Origin of the sequence: Cryobacterium sp. TMT1-66-1, from assembly GCF_004403435.1 — a bacterium.
In the GTDB taxonomy this organism is placed as follows: Bacteria; Actinomycetota; Actinomycetes; order Actinomycetales; family Microbacteriaceae; genus Cryobacterium; species Cryobacterium flavum.
The window spans coordinates 474,023-490,764 of the sequence record NZ_SOGP01000009.1 but is presented as its reverse complement, the minus strand read 5'-3'; the positions used below and the strand labels follow the sequence as shown (position 1 = coordinate 490,764).

The 16,742-nt window shown below is 62.4% G+C and carries 19 protein-coding genes; 5 read left to right on the top strand and 14 right to left on the bottom strand.

Translation table 11 applies throughout. The features are described 5' to 3' along the window. Positions 1-7 precede the first annotated feature (7 nt). Entirely contained in the window at positions 8-406 is a 399-nt protein-coding gene (locus E3T29_RS08115; RefSeq protein WP_134344970.1) for a DUF1294 domain-containing protein, read from the top strand. Here the strand turns inward: E3T29_RS08115 and E3T29_RS08110 are convergent. Further along, positions 403-972: a hypothetical protein gene (locus E3T29_RS08110; RefSeq protein WP_105035441.1), complete on the bottom strand. Its 570-nt coding sequence runs from the start codon at positions 970-972 to the stop codon at positions 403-405. The genes E3T29_RS08115 and E3T29_RS08110 overlap by 4 nt on opposite strands. Before the next feature lie 235 nt (positions 973-1,207). Between E3T29_RS08110 and E3T29_RS08105 the strand changes: the two genes are divergently transcribed. Further along, a complete protein-coding gene (locus E3T29_RS08105; RefSeq protein ID WP_134344969.1) occupies positions 1,208-1,690 on the top strand; it encodes a pyridoxamine 5'-phosphate oxidase family protein in 483 nt (160 codons plus the stop codon). A 51-nt stretch (positions 1,691-1,741) separates the two neighbouring features. On the opposite strand, the gene E3T29_RS08100 is transcribed toward E3T29_RS08105, so the two are convergent. The 3 genes from E3T29_RS08100 to E3T29_RS08090 form a co-directional block, all read right to left on the bottom strand. Then, on the bottom strand, positions 1,742-4,270 hold the full coding sequence (locus E3T29_RS08100; protein ID WP_134344968.1) for an MMPL family transporter: 2,529 nt from the start codon (positions 4,268-4,270) through the stop codon (positions 1,742-1,744). 109 nt (positions 4,271-4,379) lie between these two features. Further along, a complete protein-coding gene (locus E3T29_RS08095) occupies positions 4,380-5,024 on the bottom strand; it encodes a TetR/AcrR family transcriptional regulator (protein ID WP_104088132.1) in 645 nt (214 codons plus the stop codon). Between the two features lie 312 nt (positions 5,025-5,336). Beyond that, positions 5,337-6,344 carry a TerC/Alx family metal homeostasis membrane protein gene (locus tag E3T29_RS08090; RefSeq protein WP_134344967.1) on the bottom strand — a complete coding sequence of 336 codons (1,008 nt, stop codon included), beginning with the start codon at positions 6,342-6,344 and terminating at the stop codon, positions 5,337-5,339. A 658-nt stretch (positions 6,345-7,002) separates the two neighbouring features. Here E3T29_RS08090 and E3T29_RS08085 point away from each other — a divergent pair. Beyond that, positions 7,003-7,752: a GntR family transcriptional regulator gene (locus tag E3T29_RS08085; RefSeq protein ID WP_166792356.1), complete on the top strand. Its 750-nt coding sequence runs from the start codon at positions 7,003-7,005 to the stop codon at positions 7,750-7,752. A gap of 620 nt (positions 7,753-8,372) precedes the next feature. Here E3T29_RS08085 and E3T29_RS08080 read toward each other — a convergent pair. The 6 genes from E3T29_RS08080 to E3T29_RS08055 form a co-directional block, all read right to left on the bottom strand. Then, the gene (locus E3T29_RS08080; RefSeq protein WP_134344965.1) at positions 8,373-8,576 is read right to left on the bottom strand and encodes a hypothetical protein; all 204 of its coding nucleotides are present in this window, start codon (positions 8,574-8,576) and stop codon (positions 8,373-8,375) included. Next, on the bottom strand, positions 8,573-9,412 hold the full coding sequence (locus E3T29_RS08075) for a cytochrome c biogenesis CcdA family protein (RefSeq protein WP_134344964.1): 840 nt from the start codon (positions 9,410-9,412) through the stop codon (positions 8,573-8,575). Before E3T29_RS08075 ends, E3T29_RS08080 begins: the two co-directional genes overlap by 4 nt. Positions 9,413-9,414: 2 nt before the next feature. After that, positions 9,415-10,350, bottom strand: a complete 936-nt coding sequence (locus E3T29_RS08070; protein ID WP_241987702.1) for a DsbA family protein — start codon at positions 10,348-10,350, stop codon at positions 9,415-9,417. A 274-nt stretch (positions 10,351-10,624) separates the two neighbouring features. Beyond that, on the bottom strand, positions 10,625-10,999 hold the full coding sequence (locus E3T29_RS08065; RefSeq protein WP_134344963.1) for a rhodanese-like domain-containing protein: 375 nt from the start codon (positions 10,997-10,999) through the stop codon (positions 10,625-10,627). After that, the gene (locus E3T29_RS08060) at positions 10,996-11,457 is read right to left on the bottom strand and encodes a hypothetical protein (RefSeq protein WP_134344962.1); all 462 of its coding nucleotides are present in this window, start codon (positions 11,455-11,457) and stop codon (positions 10,996-10,998) included. The genes E3T29_RS08065 and E3T29_RS08060 overlap by 4 nt, the downstream gene beginning before the upstream one ends. A gap of 61 nt (positions 11,458-11,518) precedes the next feature. Beyond that, the gene (locus E3T29_RS08055; protein WP_241987701.1) at positions 11,519-12,094 is read right to left on the bottom strand and encodes a hypothetical protein; all 576 of its coding nucleotides are present in this window, start codon (positions 12,092-12,094) and stop codon (positions 11,519-11,521) included. Positions 12,095-12,210: 116 nt separating this feature from the next. Between E3T29_RS08055 and E3T29_RS08050 the strand changes: the two genes are divergently transcribed. After that, positions 12,211-12,501, top strand: coding sequence for a metal-sensitive transcriptional regulator (locus E3T29_RS08050; protein ID WP_104088176.1), 291 nt, complete (start codon positions 12,211-12,213; stop codon positions 12,499-12,501). Between the two features lie 15 nt (positions 12,502-12,516). On the opposite strand, the gene E3T29_RS08045 is transcribed toward E3T29_RS08050, so the two are convergent. The 3 genes from E3T29_RS08045 to E3T29_RS08035 all read right to left on the bottom strand — a co-directional run bounded on the left by E3T29_RS08045 (position 12,517) and on the right by E3T29_RS08035 (position 15,395). Beyond that, complete coding sequence (locus tag E3T29_RS08045) at positions 12,517-13,281, bottom strand: sulfite exporter TauE/SafE family protein (RefSeq protein ID WP_092338706.1); 765 nt, start codon at positions 13,279-13,281, stop codon at positions 12,517-12,519. After that, positions 13,278-13,838, bottom strand: a complete 561-nt coding sequence (locus E3T29_RS08040; protein WP_255575141.1) for a rhodanese-like domain-containing protein — start codon at positions 13,836-13,838, stop codon at positions 13,278-13,280. The genes E3T29_RS08045 and E3T29_RS08040 overlap by 4 nt, the downstream gene beginning before the upstream one ends. Before the next feature lie 180 nt (positions 13,839-14,018). Further along, on the bottom strand, positions 14,019-15,395 hold the full coding sequence (locus tag E3T29_RS08035) for a rhodanese-like domain-containing protein (RefSeq protein WP_134344960.1): 1,377 nt from the start codon (positions 15,393-15,395) through the stop codon (positions 14,019-14,021). A 125-nt stretch (positions 15,396-15,520) separates the two neighbouring features. Here E3T29_RS08035 and trxA point away from each other — a divergent pair, with 125 nt between their 5' ends. Further along, positions 15,521-15,877 carry a thioredoxin gene (gene trxA / locus E3T29_RS08030; protein WP_134344959.1) on the top strand — a complete coding sequence of 119 codons (357 nt, stop codon included), beginning with the start codon at positions 15,521-15,523 and terminating at the stop codon, positions 15,875-15,877. A gap of 407 nt (positions 15,878-16,284) precedes the next feature. On the opposite strand, the gene E3T29_RS08025 is transcribed toward trxA, so the two are convergent. Continuing rightward, positions 16,285-16,707, bottom strand: a complete 423-nt coding sequence (locus E3T29_RS08025) for a DUF302 domain-containing protein (protein ID WP_104131199.1) — start codon at positions 16,705-16,707, stop codon at positions 16,285-16,287. Between the last annotated feature and the right edge of the window lie 35 nt (positions 16,708-16,742).

The window sequence follows — 16,742 nt, the reverse complement described above, 5'->3', positions numbered from 1 at the left end:
TGGGGTCATGGCCATCACCCGCTCCCGCCGTGCTGCGGGACGCGGGAGCTACCTCGCGATTGCCGCTTTTGCCGTCGTCTATCTGGTCGGCGCCGTGTATTGGCCCCGGCCGCTCTGGGTGGCCGGGGCGTACCTGGTCACCAGCATGATTTGTTTTGCCGTCTACGCGATCGACAAGCGTCGCGCGCGGTTCGGCGGGTGGCGGGTGTCGGAACGCACCCTGCTGTTCTGGGGTTTCATCGGCGGTTGGCCCGGCGCCATCGTGGCGCAGCAGGTACTGCGCCACAAAACCCAGAAGAAGAGCTTTCGCGAGGCGTTTTGGGTCACGGTCTTCTTCAACGTCGTGCTCTTCGTCGCCGTCAGTACGCCCACGTTCGACCGGCTGGTCGCCCAGGCGATCAACTAGTATTCGTTGAACTCCGGGCTGGTCGCCGCGTCGTGTTTGGCCTTCAGAATGGCGAGGTTGATCAGCACGAACGCTTCCAGGCGTTCGCCGCGATGTTCGGCATAGTCGGGCTCGCGCTGGTCGACGGCCAGCTCGATGAGCTTCGACGAGACCGCCGAGCTGACCTCTTCGCTTGCTGACCGCTGCGCACTCGACACGATGCGGGCCACCTGGTCGTTGTCATCGGCAACAGCGTCGAGGGCGAGCGTCAACCGTTCGTGCACGCGAAATCTCAGGGCGAACTGCTTGAGATCGTGGCGTTGGTCATCGGTAAAGCTCAGGCGCCACTTCATCGCTGCCAGGTCGCGGCCCATTCGGCTGACCCGCCGGGCATACTCCTCGTTCTGCCGAGCCAGCCGATGCAGTTCGCTGCGGGCGTTGTCGGCGTACCGCCCGGAGTCGTAGTCGAAGTGCTCCCGCAGAGCCCCTACGATGATGTCATTCTTCACGGCCATTCGTACGGCCGACAATGCGATCAGCAGGCCTTCGTCAACCGTGCGCTCGAGGTCGGGCAGCTCAGCGTTCACGTCGGGTTCACTGACGTGTTCGTGAGCGTCAGCACGACGCCGGGACCGGTTCCAAATGATTGCGCCACCACTTCCTCGTGCAGGTGAATTTCATTTTATCCTGCCCCGCGAATCGCCTCCGACCGCCAGATCACTCGACTACTTCGCCATCCCCCGCTCTCGCGCAAATGCACAATCTGGGTACGGTGGACGCCGATGGCGCAGGTGCGCTACGACCGATGAAGAAGGAGCAACGATGAGTGACCCGCGTGATGTGCAGAAGGTAGCAAAACTGGTCAAGGAGTTTCGTTTCGCCATGCTCACCACGAAGAGCCCGGGCGGCAAGCTCGTGGCTCGCCCGATGACGGTACAAGAGGTCGAGTTCGACGGCGACCTGTGGTTTATCGCTACCCGCGATTCGCACACCGTGACGGAGATTGGTTCTGATCCGGTCGTGGGAGTGTCTTTCGCCTCCAACGACACCTGGGTTTCCCTCTCGGGAACCGCGGAGATGATCGACGATTCGCAGAAGGTGGCGGAATTGTGGAACCAGTGGGTCGAAGCGTGGTTCCCGGAGGGTCCCGAGGACCCCAACATTGTGCTCATCAAATTCACCGCAGACGGCGCGGAATATTGGGACACCCCCGGCGGGCGCATCGCCTCCGTGATCAGCCTGGTCAAGGCGAAAGTCACGGGCCAGCCCTATGACGGGGGCGAGAACGACAAGGTCGACCTCTAGACACCGTGCAGGTCGGGCGACAGACCTCAGGTCCGTCGCCCGACCGCCCGGCTAGACGATCGGTGTCGTGACGCGCTCGGGTTCGCTCGGCAGGGGCACCGGGTGCGTTCGCTCGAGCGACGCGCCCTCCACATCCACGTTGGGCAGGATGCGGTCGAGCCACTTCGGCAGCCACCAGGCCGCGTCACCGAGCAGATGCATTACGGCCGGGATGATGAGCAGCCGCACCACGAACGCGTCGAGGAGTACGCCGATGCCGAGCCCGAAGCCGATCGACTGAATCATCACCGAGTTCGAGAAGATGAAGCCGGAGAAGACCGAGGCCATGATGAGCGCGGCCGCGATCACCACGGTGCGCCCGGCATGAACCCCGCGCTGCACGGCCAGGCGCGACGAGGCACCGTGCACGTACGATTCCCTCATGCCGCTGACCAGGAACAGCTGGTAGTCCATGGCAAGCCCGAACAGAACACCCACGACGAGGATGGGCAGGAAGCTCAGGATAGGCCCCGGGTCGTGGATGCCGAACACCGGCCCGAGCCAGCCCCACTGGAAGACCGCCGTGATGGCGCCAAACGCTGCGAACAGCGACAGCACGAAACCCAAAGTCGCGGTGATCGGTACCAGGATCGACCGGAACACGAAGATCAGGATAATCAACGACAACCCGACGACAACGAGAAGGTACAGCGGAAGCGCCGCGGCCAGCTTCTCGCTCACATCGATATTTCCCGACGCATTGCCGGCCACACCGAGGGAGGTGACACCGTCGATGTCCAGACCGCGCAGGTCCCGCACGAGTTGCTCGGTCGATTCGCTGGTCGGCCCCTCAGCCGGAATGACTTGGAAGGCGAGCAGCAGGTCATCGTCGGAGGCTCCGATCGGCGCGACCGCGACCACGTCGTTCTCCGCCTTCAGCGCGGTTCCGATACGTACCTGTTCCGCGAGGAGCGCGTCATCCGTTATAGCGGTTTCGAGGTCTGCAACCACGAGCAGCGGGCCGTTCACGCCGGCGCCGAACTTCTCGTCAGCAATTTTGTAGGCCTGGTACGCACTCGAGCTCAGCGGTTCCGACGAGCCGGCGGGCAGTCCGAGGCGCATGGACAGCGCGGGCATAGCCACGATGAGCAGCACGATGATGCCCACGACCACGGTGACGACCGCTCGCACCGTATTCATGGGCTTGGACGGAACCTTGGCGTGGTGCTCGGCGTGACCGACCTTGGCGCGGGCTTTCCTAGTGAGAATCTTCGCGCCGACCAGGCCCAGCACCGCCGGCGTCAACGTGATCGCAATGAGAATGGCGACGAAGACGCAGACGGCGCCAACCGTGCCCATGAGGCCGAGGAAGGGGATACCGGTGAGGTTGAGTGCGAGCAGGGCGATCAGAACGGTGGCACCGGCGAACACGACCGCGTTGCCGGAGGTGCCGTTGGCCAGCCCGATCGATTCCTGCACTGGCAGGCCGTTGCGCAGCTGGGTTCGGTGCCGGTTGAGTATGAACAGTGAGTAGTCGATGCCGACCGCGAGCCCAAGCATCACACCCAGAACAGGTGTGACCGAGAGCATCTCGACGGTTCCCGACAGAGCGAGCGAGGCGAGCACTCCGACGCCCACGCCCACGAGGGCATTCAGCAGCGGGAGTCCCGCGCCGATCAGCGTGCCGAGCATGACCCACAGCACGATGGCCGCAACGATCACGCCGCCGATCTCGCCCGGACCGAGAATCTCGGGAATGCTGGAGGCAATGTCGTTGGAGACTTCAGCCGTGACGCCGTCGATCCCCGCGTCGGTCATCTCAGCGACCACGGCTTCCTTCGACTCGGCCGGAATCAGGTTGAGCGGGGTGTCGAACTGCACGCTCGCGACCGCCGTGGTCGCGTCGGTCGATACCTGACGGATGCCGGAGGCCAGGTCGAGCAGGTCGGCTCCCTGCTCGAGCGTGGTGCTCTGGGAGGCGAGTGCGGTGCGGCTCGCCGTGAGTGTCGTCTGCTGGGCAGCAATCGCGGCTGTGCCCGCATCGATCTGCGCCTGCTGCGCGTCCAGCGTCGACTGGGCGGCGGCGAGTTGTCCCGCTGCCTCGGCCTGCGCGCGACTGGCATCGAGCTGCGTCTGACCGGCCTTGGCCTGGGCCATCGCCGCGTCGATCTGCGCCTGCCCCGCGTCGAGCTGCGCCGTTCCAGCAGCGATCTTCTGGCGACCGTCGACGACCTGCTGGGTCTGATCGTCGATCTGGGCCTGGGTATCGAACGGGTTCGTCGCCGCTTTCACGTCGGCCAGGTCGACCGTGCGCGTGAGCAGGTCGCCGATTGCGGTCTTTTGCGCGTCCGTGAAGGCGGAGTCATCCGTCGTGGTGAAGATGACGGTGCCACGGCCGCCGCTGGCGGAGGGAAACTTGGCGGCAAGTTCGTCGCTGACCTTCTGAGTCGCGGTGCCCGGGATGCTGACGGACGACGTGAGGGTTCCGCCGAAGAGGACGAATGCACCCACAGCGAGGCCAAGAATGACCACCCACGAAACGATGACTAACCACGCTCGGCGGGCGGAGAACCGACCGAGTCGGTAGAGAAGCGATGCCATATTCTCAAGTTCTTTCTGCAGGTCGGGTTGTGGTCGGGTGACCGGAGTGGCGTCTCGCGTCGCATCATCGGGAATCGAGCTGTGGGGTCGAGCAGGGAAGTCGAGTACTTCAGTTGGAAGGTGCGTAGCCGGTGCGGACGGTGACCATGAGGCGGTCGAGCAGTTCGTTCCACACTGCGCGCGACGAGGCGTCGAGTGCGCCGCCCGTTCGGACCAGCCAGTGGGCGGATACGATGGCGATGCCGTTCATCACCGAGCTGACCAGAATCGCAACTTCGAATTCGTCCATTGCGCCCGTACGAGCGGCGATCTCGGTCGAGAGCTGTTCGGTGGTGCGCGTGAAAACATCGCTGATGCCGTGTTGGGATCGACCGTTCTCGCCCTCCGCGTTGAGTACCCCCGCTAGATACGCGACGACCGGCGGCAGATCGATGTTGCGAAGGGCCGTCGTGAGTTCGTCGAACAGGCCTTCGCGGCTGCCATCGCCTGCTGGAGTCGATGCTGTCGCTGCACGGAATTCATCAACGGTGGCGCTGAGAACCCGGGTGCAGGTGGTCATGATCACGTCGTCGAGTGATGCAAAGTGGTTGAAGACGGTGCGCCTGGAGACGTCGGCGCGCTCGGCAAGCTCGTCAACGCTGAATTGCGGTTTACCACGTTCGCGGATGAGCGCGTCAGCGGCATCCAGAATCGCCTGGCGGTACCGTGCCTTGAGTTCGGCACGGCGGTCGGGGGCGGTGTTCTGAAACGTCACGTGCTTACACTAAGTGCAACGACGCACATAGTGCAATCAGCGTGGCAAGCTCCCAGCTTTGGCAATTATCTCGCCATTGTTGGTCGAGATCTTCGACCGATGACCCAGACACGGATGCTGGTTCGGAGCCGATGTCGACCTCCGTGCAGGGATCGGGAGAACATCATTGGAATGCCAAACATTTTCTCTTCTATTGAGGGTGGCATACCGTGCCTGCTGCCCACATGGCGTAGTCCAGCGAATAGAAGGCGGATGTGCTCAACAGGTTGGGGTAGCGGGCTCGCTGGCAGGTTTTGCGAGCTGCCTAGGTGCTCAACGGTCGCTCACCTCGGCGGCAACGGGTTCGGTGACGGGGGCTCGCTGGCCTCTGGTCTTCACGAGACTTGCGACGGTAGCCACCGCAATCGTGGTGCCGATGAACACTAACGAGAACCAGATCGGGATGTCGAAGGCCCAGGGCACCGGTTGGCCGCCGTTGATGAACGACAGCTCGTTGAGCTTGAGCGCGTGCAGCACGAGCTTCACTCCGATGAATGCGAGGATCACCGCGAGTCCCTGAGCCAGGTAGACCAGGCGCTGCAGCAGGCCGCCGATGAGGAAGTACAGTTGGCGCAGACCCATGAGGGCGAAGGCGTTCGCGGTAAAGACGATGTACGCCTCGTCGGTGAGGCCGAAGATCGCTGGGATCGAGTCGACAGCGAAGATCAGGTCGACGAAGGCTATCGCGACTAGCACGAGCAGCAGGGGGGTCACGAACCGGCGGCCGTCCTTCAGGACGGAGAGTTTGTCGCCGTGATACTCGTCGGTCACGGACAGGTGACGCCTGACAAACCGCATGAGACGGCCGTTGGCCGGGTTCGACTCGCTATGCGTGAAGGCCTGGCGGTAGGCCAGCAGCAGCAGCAGCGCGCCGAAGAGGTAGAAGATCCAGGAGAAGTTCGCGATCAGGGTCGCGCCGACCGCGATGAAGACTCCGCGCAGGACAAGTGCGAGCGCGATGCCGATCAGTAGAACCTTCTGCTGATAGGCGCGCGGGACGGCGAAGGCCGTCATGACGAGCAAGAACACGAAGAGGTTGTCTATCGAGAGGGCCTTTTCGGTCAAGTAGCCGGCGAAGTACTCACCGCTGAAGGTCCACCCCGAGACGATGCCGATTCCGACACCGAACATCAGCGCAAGGCCGATGTAGAAGGCCGACCACCAGGCGGACTCCCGGATCGTCGGCTCGTGCGGGGTTCGCACATGTGCGAAGAACTCGAATACGAAGAAGGCGATCGTGACGAGGATAGTGATGATCCAGATGAGCAGGGACACGTTCATCAGGGGGCTCCAATCTTGACGCTGATACGACGTCAAGGTCTTTTCCATTCCCGCGAACGAGAACCGGTGGCCCGGGATGCACCAAGCATCCGTAATGACGAGCCGACCGTGTCGGAATACTCCCCTTGCTGATATGAGGATACGGGGATCGACTGACCCGAGTCTGAGGATTTGCCGCAAGCAACGCATTTCGGTGAGCGTGAACAGGGCAAAGGAAAACCCCTGAGTCCCAGTGTTCACGGGATTCAGGGGTTCGAATGGCTGCGGGTAGTTCACGTAATTCCTAATTCGCATTGTTGGCGCGGGACTCGGAGGTCGTGCCAGATCACTTTTCCATCACATCGCGGAATTAATTCCACGGGCGCGGCCATCCAAAGCGCCCGATGCCGGTTGTGGAAAGTCCGGGGACCAGCGGGCTGCAAAACCGGACCCTAAGGCAGGCAACCCGCGGCAGCGGCACGGCACTGGCCCTGTTTTCGATCCGCACGAGATCGACGCAGAGCTCGAAGCCCGTGACGCCCACCCATCCAATCCCACGATATTGACCGGCATTTCGTGGCAGCAACGTCGAATAGGTGTTACCGACCCACACTCGTAGTGCACGCAAGGGATAATGGCATTTTGGCGCACCTATTGCCCGAGGAGAAGCGGAACTCACATGTCAACTGCGGCTGAAGCAGACCGGGCACGACTGGCCAGATTGCCTGGCCAGCCACTCTGGTTGCGCGTCCATGACGACATTCTCAACCGGATAACCTCGGGCGAATTCGCGGACACGTTCCCCGGTGAAATTCAACTAACCGTGGAATATCAGGTGAGCCGCAGTACCGTTCGACTTGCGCTGAACCCTCTGCGGCGAGAGGGGCTGGTTTCATCAAGTCGGGGTAAACGCCCGGTGGTGCACGTCAACCACGGCGAAGAACATCGCTTTGGGCCGGTTTACAGCTTGTTTGCGGCAGTTGAGGCCTCTGGGATGAGGCAGCACAGCGAGTTGATCCGGTGCGAGATCCGTGTCGACGCGCGGATTGCTGACCGGCTCGACCTGCCCGGCGACGCTCCGCTGGTCAATATTGAGCGCCGTCGTTTCGCTGACGACTATGTCTTTGCCGTTGACAGCGCCTGGCTGCCTGCCGATCGCGCTGCCGGTCTTCTCGACGTCGATTTCAGCAACACTGCTCTCTATCAGGAGCTGACGCTCCGGTGTGGGATCACGCTGGATGGCGGACAGGAAACCCTGACAGCGATTACCGTTACCGCCGAACAGGCGCGAGTTCTTGACTGCCCGGTCGGCACTGCCGCTTTCTTCATTGAACGGTGTGGTCGTGCGGCGGGACGTCCGGTGGAATGGCGGGAGACTGTCGTCCGTGGCGACCGTTTCGCGGTCACCACATCATTCTCACCCCGGTGATCTTTAGTCTTATCGGTTCTCAGCCTCAAGACCGTCGAGCTGAGGGATGGCCAGGACGTACTCGTAGGGGTCCCGGGTGGGGAAGAGCCCGGTTCCGTTAGGAAAAACAGCCATCGGAATTCGTTCCTGACCGCGTTGCTGCTGGTGACCGTCGGACCAGGTGATCGTAACGTTTCCCATCCCGCCACGAAGGTAATCACTTTGTCAGGGGCAGATACCGGGGCAGTGGCGCTCTCCAGAACATGCTCCCAGAGCGTTCCGGAGTCCGGATCAATTGCGGTGAGCATCGTCGCCCCGTCCGGTGGACGGAAGGAGGACACGGCGAGGTTTTCTGATGACTCGTTACTGATTGACGGTCCGGCCAGATGTCCCGAAAATTCCGCGAGAATAGCGCCAGTTCTCGGATTGTGGGCGCTCACGACTGTGTCGCCCGCGGGGTTGACCCAGTCCAGAAAGACGATATCGCCCTAAGTTGCGTTGACGGCACCCGAGACCGCTGAGGAAGATTCGACGTCCGTGGGGCGTGAGAGTGTGTTCGCGCCCCAGCGTATTTCTCCGGTGGTGGTGTCGACAGCCGTGAGTAAGCCTGCCGTCTCGATGAGGCCGGTGCCATTGCTTCCCTACTCTATCGCTGACGCTCCCGTCGCGTCTTCGGCAACACTGACAGTACCGTCGTGCGCGCTGAGCATGACCGCGGGCGAGACGTCGTCGGAGACACGATGAGCGCCGAGCTGCGACGAAGGTCCGGAACACGCGGCCAGCAACACAACGCGAACGAGCATGGCGGCTCCGGCTCCGGCTCCGGCTCCGGCAGCGCGTCTCATTCTTGCTTTTGAGGTATTCGCTGCCGGCGCGTGCGACGGTTCCGAGCCGCGTAGGCCAGCGCGATGAGGCCCAGCACGACGATCGCGGCGATCCCGAATCCCAAATTGGTCACGAGTGAGGACATATCGAGTACCCAGGCCTCGGTAGCGAACTGATCTCCGATGGTCAAAATTCCGCCAAGGCTCGCGGTACCGTCGGTGAGGAACAGGAAGGCTCCGATCAGGATTGACAGGACCCCGGATACGATCATCAACGACGAGTTCTCCCATCGTCCGATAGTGAGCATCCGGGGGCGCAGCCAGCGGCTCTTCCCCAGTGAAAGTCGGTCCCACAACAAGGCGAGCACGATCAGGGGCGCTGCCATGCCGAGCGCGTAGATCGCTAAGAGCACTCCCCCGTAGACGGCGTTACTGCCGAGGGCGGCCACCGTAAGCACCGAGCCAAGGATAGGACCTGCACACACTCCGGCTACTCCGTAGACAGCGCCGAGGAGGTAGACCGATACCGCCGAGGTCCCTTCGGCCGCGCCGCCGCGGGTGAAGGCGGGAAAACGTAGTCCAGAAATTTGGATAATACCCATCAACACCACGAGCAATGAGGCGATCCCGACGAAAGCCGTGCGATTTTGCGTGACAAACACTCCGACCGTGCCAGCCAGCACTCCCAGCGGCACCAACGTGGTAATCAGACCCAGATAAAACAATCCGGTACGGGCAAGCAGCTCGGACGGCTTCGCGAACGCGTAGGCGAAGAACGCAGGAAGGAGCATGACCGAGCAGGGGCTCAAAAGTGTCAGCATCCCACCAATCAGGGCGCCGGCGTAGCCAATATCCATGTCTAGCGGCCGGCCTTCGCCAGTTCGCTGTCGATCGTGTCGCGAAACACCTGCACCGGCATCGCGCCGGAAATCGGCGTTTCGTTCACCACGAACATGGGCGTGCTGGTAATTCCGAGGTACCGTGCCTCTGCCGCGTCAATGTTCACTTTCTCCAAAAGTTCAGCATTGTCCAGGTCGGAGACGAACTGCTCAAGGTTGGGAACACCAATTTCCGTCGCGATTTCCAAAAGACGTTCCGGGGGCAGTGCCACATGTCCGCGTTCTGGGGCACCCGCAAAGACGACCTCCGCAAACTCCCAGAAGAAACCTTGCTCGCCGGCCGCGCGGGCAGCCACAGCCGCAGCCGTGGATTCCTCGCCGAACACCGGCAGATCCCGCCATTCGATGCGCACTTGACCGCTGTCCACATACTCCTCGACAAGGACAGGGAGGGTATCGCGCGCGAAAACCCCACAAAACGGACACCGGAAATCGGCGTATTCGACCAAAACGACCGGCGCGTCGACCTCTCCGAGTGCCGTCACCTCGCCATCGACACGTCGGGCGAGATCGAGCGTCTGCTCGCCGCTTTTTTCCCCGGATTGTTCAGTGGGGGCCGAAGTGGATTCTTCGACAGGTTGTTGCACAACCACTCCGACGATGACGACTGCGAGAACTGCCGCCGCTCCTAAAAGCATCAGGAGCGTGCGTCGCCGCACCTTGACTCGTCGGATCGGCCTATTTTTTGTGAAGTTCTGTTGTGTCGGCACCATCTTAAATGTACGCACATTAGGGTAAAAAAGACAGTTATAGCCGCCTCCCCGTCCGAGCCTGGGAACATTCCCGGTTTTCTGATTGAAAAGAGTCCAGTCATGCTCCAAGCAACCACCGCCCCGCCACCAATTGCCCTCGCTGCTGACCGCATCGTTGCCCACGCCAGCGAAGGGAATCTCCACCTTGGTGAAGCCAAGGCGTACCGCCGCGTCATGAACGAAGCGCCTCGGTTAGAACCCGCGGGCGGTTAGGAATTCGAGCGCGTGGCGCAAGTGCACTGCTCACTCGTTGGGACGTCGGCCATAACCTCATCGACGTGCATGCCGCATCCGGTCCAAGTGGTTTTTCCGCAATTGTTGCATCGCATGGGACTGCACATAGTGACTCCTTAGTTGGTCGAGCTGAAGTCCTCAGTATACCCCGTGGGGTATTAAGTTAAATGCGAACAGAGGAAACTTATTTGTCGACGACGATGGCCAGTCCGGTGGCGGCAGACGCGTCCGTGATGCCACCAGCATCGGTCAGCGTGGTGAACCCGAGGTCGGCCATGCGGGTGACTGCTGCAGCCGACCGGTTTCCGGTGGCGCAGTAGATGATGTAGTCCCCGTCGATTGGCAGCGCCGCGATCAGCGTGTCGAAGTCCGGGGATTGCACGTCAATATTGATGGCGTCCTGAAGGTGTCCACCGACATACTCTGGTGTGGTGCGCACATCGACGACGACCGTACTGGAGGTGACAGCGATGGAGGTCGCCGGCGCGGGGCTCGCGCAGGCGACCATGCTGAGCAGTGCCGCCACGGCGATTGTGATGCCGGTGAGTGCTTTCCTCATGGCTGGGTATCCTGACCGGTGCGTGGAGTGGGTGGCAGTGTGATCGGCTTGGGACCGACTTTCCGGGAGCGCGGGAACAAGGGCATGCAGGTAGTGCAGACCTCACCCTCAGTGGACTCTGACGATTCGCGGCGGGTGGTGGCTCGGCGTTCGCTGACCAGTCTTTCGCGCAGGGCCCAGATCAATAGGGCGAGGGCGGCGGCGGCCAGGGCCGGGCGCGCAGCACCGCTCACTATCGGGTCGAGGGAGCGGACTTCGGTGGTCAGATACAGCGCGATCAGACCCAGAGCTGGCCACCGTGTGTCACAGAGAGTTACGTCGGCGCCGATGGGGGTTTCGACATAACTGGCAACGATCAAGCCGATCAAGCTCGCTCCGAGCGCGGTGGCCGCGACCGTCCACCACAGGGCGCCGTCTGCGTCGTCCGCCCGGGGCGCGTAGCCCGTTACAAAAGCCATGAACGCGGCTGCGGCTGCGGCGGCCGTGATTATCCAGCGTCGAGTCGACCAAGTTTGTAGGTCAGAGAACACGATCAAGGACTTCCGTCGCGGCAGTGGTCCGAGCGGGAAGACCGCAAGAATTTTCTCGAGTCATGCGCGCATAGAGAGCCCAGCTGAGCAAGACGATCGACGCGGCGGCCAGATACGGCTGGACCGGCTCGAAGAATTGCATCGCTCCGGTTGTGCCGAGAGCGAGGAGTACCAGTTTGTTGCAGACGGGGCATCCCACCGCGAAGAACGTCACCAGCCAACCGGCCATGCCCAATCGTCCGGCCGCCCTACTGGGCGGGGCGCCTTCCGGGTGCGCCACATAGGTGGCAGTGACCATGCCCGTCAAGACCGCGCTGAGGGTGAGCACCGGCCACGACCAGGCGGTCGGCGGGATCTGTCGCGAAAAGAATGGCGTGTCAATCAAGTCCGTCGGAATGGCAATGAAGACCACCGTAAACAATGCCGTCGCCAGGGCAACCCACCAGCGGCGAGAGGGCCAGCGACGCAGGTCCCCGCCGAGCCCGGCCAGCTTGCCGCGCCAAGGGGCACGCCGTGATGATTCGTCCCTGCTGGTGCGCTGGTCACGCATTCGAATAGCCCTCATTTTCTTTTCATCGCGAAACGCTTGCTGTCATATTTGAATATACTGATACCCTAAGGGGTATCCTGGTCTTAGACAAAACCAGCCTCGCATCCGCCTACGAACAGGAGCACACCCTCATGGGGATCACCGAACCCGCGACCCACGCCAGCGACGACCTCCGCAAGACCCTCAATCGGCTCAAGCGCGCGCAGGGGCAACTCGGCGCCGTCATCACAGCCGTTGAGTCCGGCGCTGATTGTCGTGCCGTGGTCACCCAGCTGGCTGCTGTCTCGAGTGCCATTGACCGGGCAGGGTTCACGATCATCTCGTCGGCGATGAAGGAGTGCCTCATCGATAACGGCGCGGATGGAGAAACCAAGCAGCTCAGCGTCAATGAGCTTGAAAAGCTTTTCCTGTCCCTCGCCTGACCCCATTCGCGAGAGCTAGCCGGCGACGGCGCGAATCGCGACGTACACGGCGATGCAGAGCACAAGGATCGCGAAGCTTGTTTTGAGAACGCGGTCGGGGAGTCTTCGGCTGAGTCTGCCCGCGATTAGGGATGCCAGCATAGCGGTGCCCGCGAAGGCGCCGGTGACGGCCCAGTCGATCTGCACGTCGCTCAGGTGGGCGCTAAAGCCGGCGACCGAATTGATGACGATGATCACGAGGGACGTGCCGATCGTGACGCCCATGGGGAGTCCGAGCACGAGGGCCAGTGCCGGAACGATCAGGAACCCGCCGCCGACGCCGAGCAGCCCAGTCAGGAACCCGACCACGGCGCCCGTTGCCAGCGCACGGGGCAGACAACTGCGCCACCGGGTTCCGCCGCCTGGCAGCGCACAGGGGCCGGTTGCGGCGGGGGTGGCAAAGAACATTCGCACGCCGGCGATGACCATGATCACGCTAAAAGCGCCGAGCAGAAGCTGAGGGTCAACCAGTCGGTTTACGAGGGTGCCGAGGTAGGCGGTGGGAATGCCGGCGGCGCCGATGATGCCGGCCAGACGCCAGTTCACGCCGGTGCGCAGCCGCGGAAGCACGGCGACCGCCGACGCCGCTCCCACGACGATCAGCGAGGTTGGTATCGCCTCCTCGAGGGGTAACCCGACACCATAGACCAAGGCCGGAACGGCCAGGATTGACCCGCCCCCGCCGACCAGGCCGAGCAGCGCACCCACGATCACTCCCAGAAGCAGCGCGGCCACGATCATGCGTGCGGCGCCAGCTGCGCGAGGATGTCACTCTTCGTGGGTTCGGAAACCGGGCGGTTCCAGCGCATCCACGACAGAATTCGCCCCAGCGTGCAACTGTTGGTGGCGGCCGACACCGTGAGACCGGCACCGATGACGCCGGCGAGAAGACGGAACTGCGGATGGATGAACCTCCCCGCCAGCACGCTCGCCAACACCAGGCATCCGGCCGTCATGCGTACCTGTCGATCCATGGCCCACGTGGAGCGACCGCTGGTGATATCGCCGCCGGCGGCGGCATAGCCCGCCACACCACCGGTCAATACCCGAGCACCGTTCAGGCCGGCTGCGTCAAGATTCTTTCGCGCTTCTTCCGCGCGTCGACCCGACTGGCACACCAGCACCACCCGGGGGGCCATCTGCGCCGCAAACTCTTCAGTGTGTTCTTTGAGCAGGTGGAGCGGCACGTGATACGAACCCCGGATATGCCGGGTTTCAAATTCCGAGCCATCCCTCACATCGATGATCATCAGGTCGTCATGATGGAGAACCCACTGATGGAATTCGTCTGCCCCAATTGGTGCCGGGGAGGGGTTGACGGTGTGCGTGGTGTCAGAGATAGTGGATCCGTTTCAGTTTGGTGCGGGAGCGGAGCAATGCCGGGCAGCCCGGAGGCCTGCCCCTGGGGCAGGCCTCTGACAATCGTGTCTGCCGTGAAGCCAGCGTTGGTTAAGTGTTCGGCGGCGGCGTCTTTTCTATCAGGCTTTCACCGCGTATTGGGCGGCCCATGCGTTGTAGCCGCCGATGAGGTCGGTGACGTCCGAATGGCCCAGATTCCGCAGTGCACTCGCGGCGACGCTCGAACGCCAGCCGCTGGCACAGTGGATGAGCACGGGTCCGGCGGGCACTTCGGCGTGGCGCTGGCTCAGCTCGGCCAAGGGAATGCGCAGCGAGCCCGGGATCGCGCCCTGCTCGACCTCGCCGGGGTTGCGTACGTCGAGGATCGTTGCGGCGGTGTCCCGGCGCAGAGCTTCGAAGTCGTCGAGCTCGACCCGTGCACCGACCTGCACCAGCGGGCCGAGGTCGGTGAACGCCTGCGCCGGGTTTGTCAGATATCCGGCGACCCGGTCGAAGCCGATGCGGGCCAGCCGCATTCCGGCCTCGGCTTCGCGGCCGGAGTCGGCGATGATCACGATGCTGTCGTCGTGCTCGATGACCATTCCGGCAGTCTCGGAGAAGCGTCCGTCCAGTCCCACGTTAATGGACCCGGCCAGGTGCCCGAGGGCGAAGTTCTCGGGGCTGCGGGTGTCGAGAACGCGGGCTTTGTTTTCAACGGATCTGCGAACATCCGTCAAGGTGAGCGGTGCCAGTTCACGGGTGGAACCGATGATTTCGTGCGCGCTGCGGTTGATCATCGCGTCGACGGCGAAATAGCCGGGGATTGCGGGCTGGCCGCTGCGGATCATTGTCACGAAGTCGTCTTCACTCATCGGCTGCACGGATGAGTTGGTGAGGCGCTGGGTGCCGATGGTGGATTCGAGCTCGTCGGAGAGGTTCTTGCCACAGGCGGAACCGGCGCCGTGGGCGGGGAGAACACGCACCGCATCGGGCAAGGCGAGAAGCGTCGCGTGGATCGACGCGTACAGGGCGCGGGCCAGTTGGTCGGGATCGGCGCCGACGGATGCGGCCAGGTCGGGACGGCCCACGTCACCGATGAAGAGGGTATCGCCGGTGAGAACAGCATGGGGAACGGCGTCGCCGGCGTGTTCACGAACAACGATGCTGATGGACTCCCAGGTGTGTCCGGGGGTGTCGAGAATTTCCAATTCCACCTCTCCGAGCGAGATTTTCTCGCCATTGGCGAGGTGGCGGATCTCATACTCGGTCTCGGCGCGGGTGCCGTAGCCGATCCAGGCGCCAGTGGCTGCGGCCAGCTCGAGGTGACCGGCGACGAAGTCGGCGTGGAAATGCGTGTTGATCACGCCGATGATGGTCAGGTTGTTCGCCTGGGCGTCGACGAGGTATTCGTCGATGTCGCGGCGGGGGTCCACGATGACGGCTTGACCGCTCGTCGGATCACCGACGAGGTACGAGCCATGGGACAGGCAGTTGAGGTAGTACTGGGTCAAAATCATCGTGGCCTCCAAAGGTCGGGGCCCACCACGCCGACACGAGTTGGGGCGTGTAGTGGGTATGCGCCCCAGTCTCGCACATACCCCACATGGTATGCAAGATACCCCTACGGGTATAGTCTGTGTGTATGGCTACTATCAATCTCACCGAGACCACCTTTGACGCGACCATTGCCCAGAGTCCCATCGTGTTGGTTGATTTTTGGGCCGAGTGGTGCGGCCCGTGCCGCAGTTTCGCCCCGACATTCAGCGCGGCGTCTGAAAAACACCCCGCAATCACCTTTGGAAAAGTCGACACCGAAGCGGAACAGGGACTGGCCGCAGCCGCGGGCATCCGTTCCATCCCCACGCTGATGGCGTTTCGGGACTCCGTACTCGTCTTTTCCCAAGCAGGCGCCCTGAACGCGGCCAGCCTGGAAGAGCTCATTGCCGGCGTCGAGAACCTCAACATGGACGACGTGCGCGCCAGTATCGCCACCCGCTAAACCTCGCGCCCCCGCGAAACCGCTTCGCAGCAGGCTCACAGTCGGCCCGTCCTGTCACCACCCGGCCAGAATACCCCCTGGTGTATTATTTTATGATTAGTTCACCGAATTGAATGGAGATCCTTATGTGTCGTGCCGTAACGTGCAAAGTGTGCCAAAAGACAACGTGGGCGGGCTGCGGTCAGCACATTGATCAGGTCATGCGCGGTGTGCCACGCAACCAACAATGCGCCGGGCATGTCAAAGAAAAATCGACCGGATCATTCTGGTCCCGGTTACTCGGACGCTAACGGCACCCGGCCCATCTTTTAGTGAAGCCTGCCAGATCGCCAATCGGACCATCAGCGCGGCTAGCGCCTGACACGGCCATAAAATTCTGGCCGTGCTTCAGCGGGCTAGACCGCGTATTACTTGCTGCTGCTTTCTCCTTGGAGAGCGGCTAGCGCGGCGAGAAGACGCTGATCGGCTTGATCAGCAACGTTCTGTATCCCCGGGGAATTGCTCAGCTGGACCATGGTTTGTGGGTTGATAGCTTGAACCGTGGTGGTAGTCGCTGACGGGCTTCGTCGAATGACGACGTTACACGGAAGCAGCAAGCCCATGTCGGGCTCTGCAGTGAGCGCCTGTTCGGCGAGGGCGGGGTTACAGGCACCCAAGATCAGGTAGTCGCCCAGTGCCTGCGCACTTTCCACGCCGAGTTTCGTTTCGAAGGTCGCGTGGACGTCGATTTCGGTAAGAACGCCGAATCCTTGGTTGGCTAGTTCTTCCCGCACCCTGGAGACGGCTACTTCGTAGGGCAGCGAGACGGTGATGGTGTGTGCGTAGTTCATTGATTTCTCCTAATCCATTTTTTTCGAATTGATGG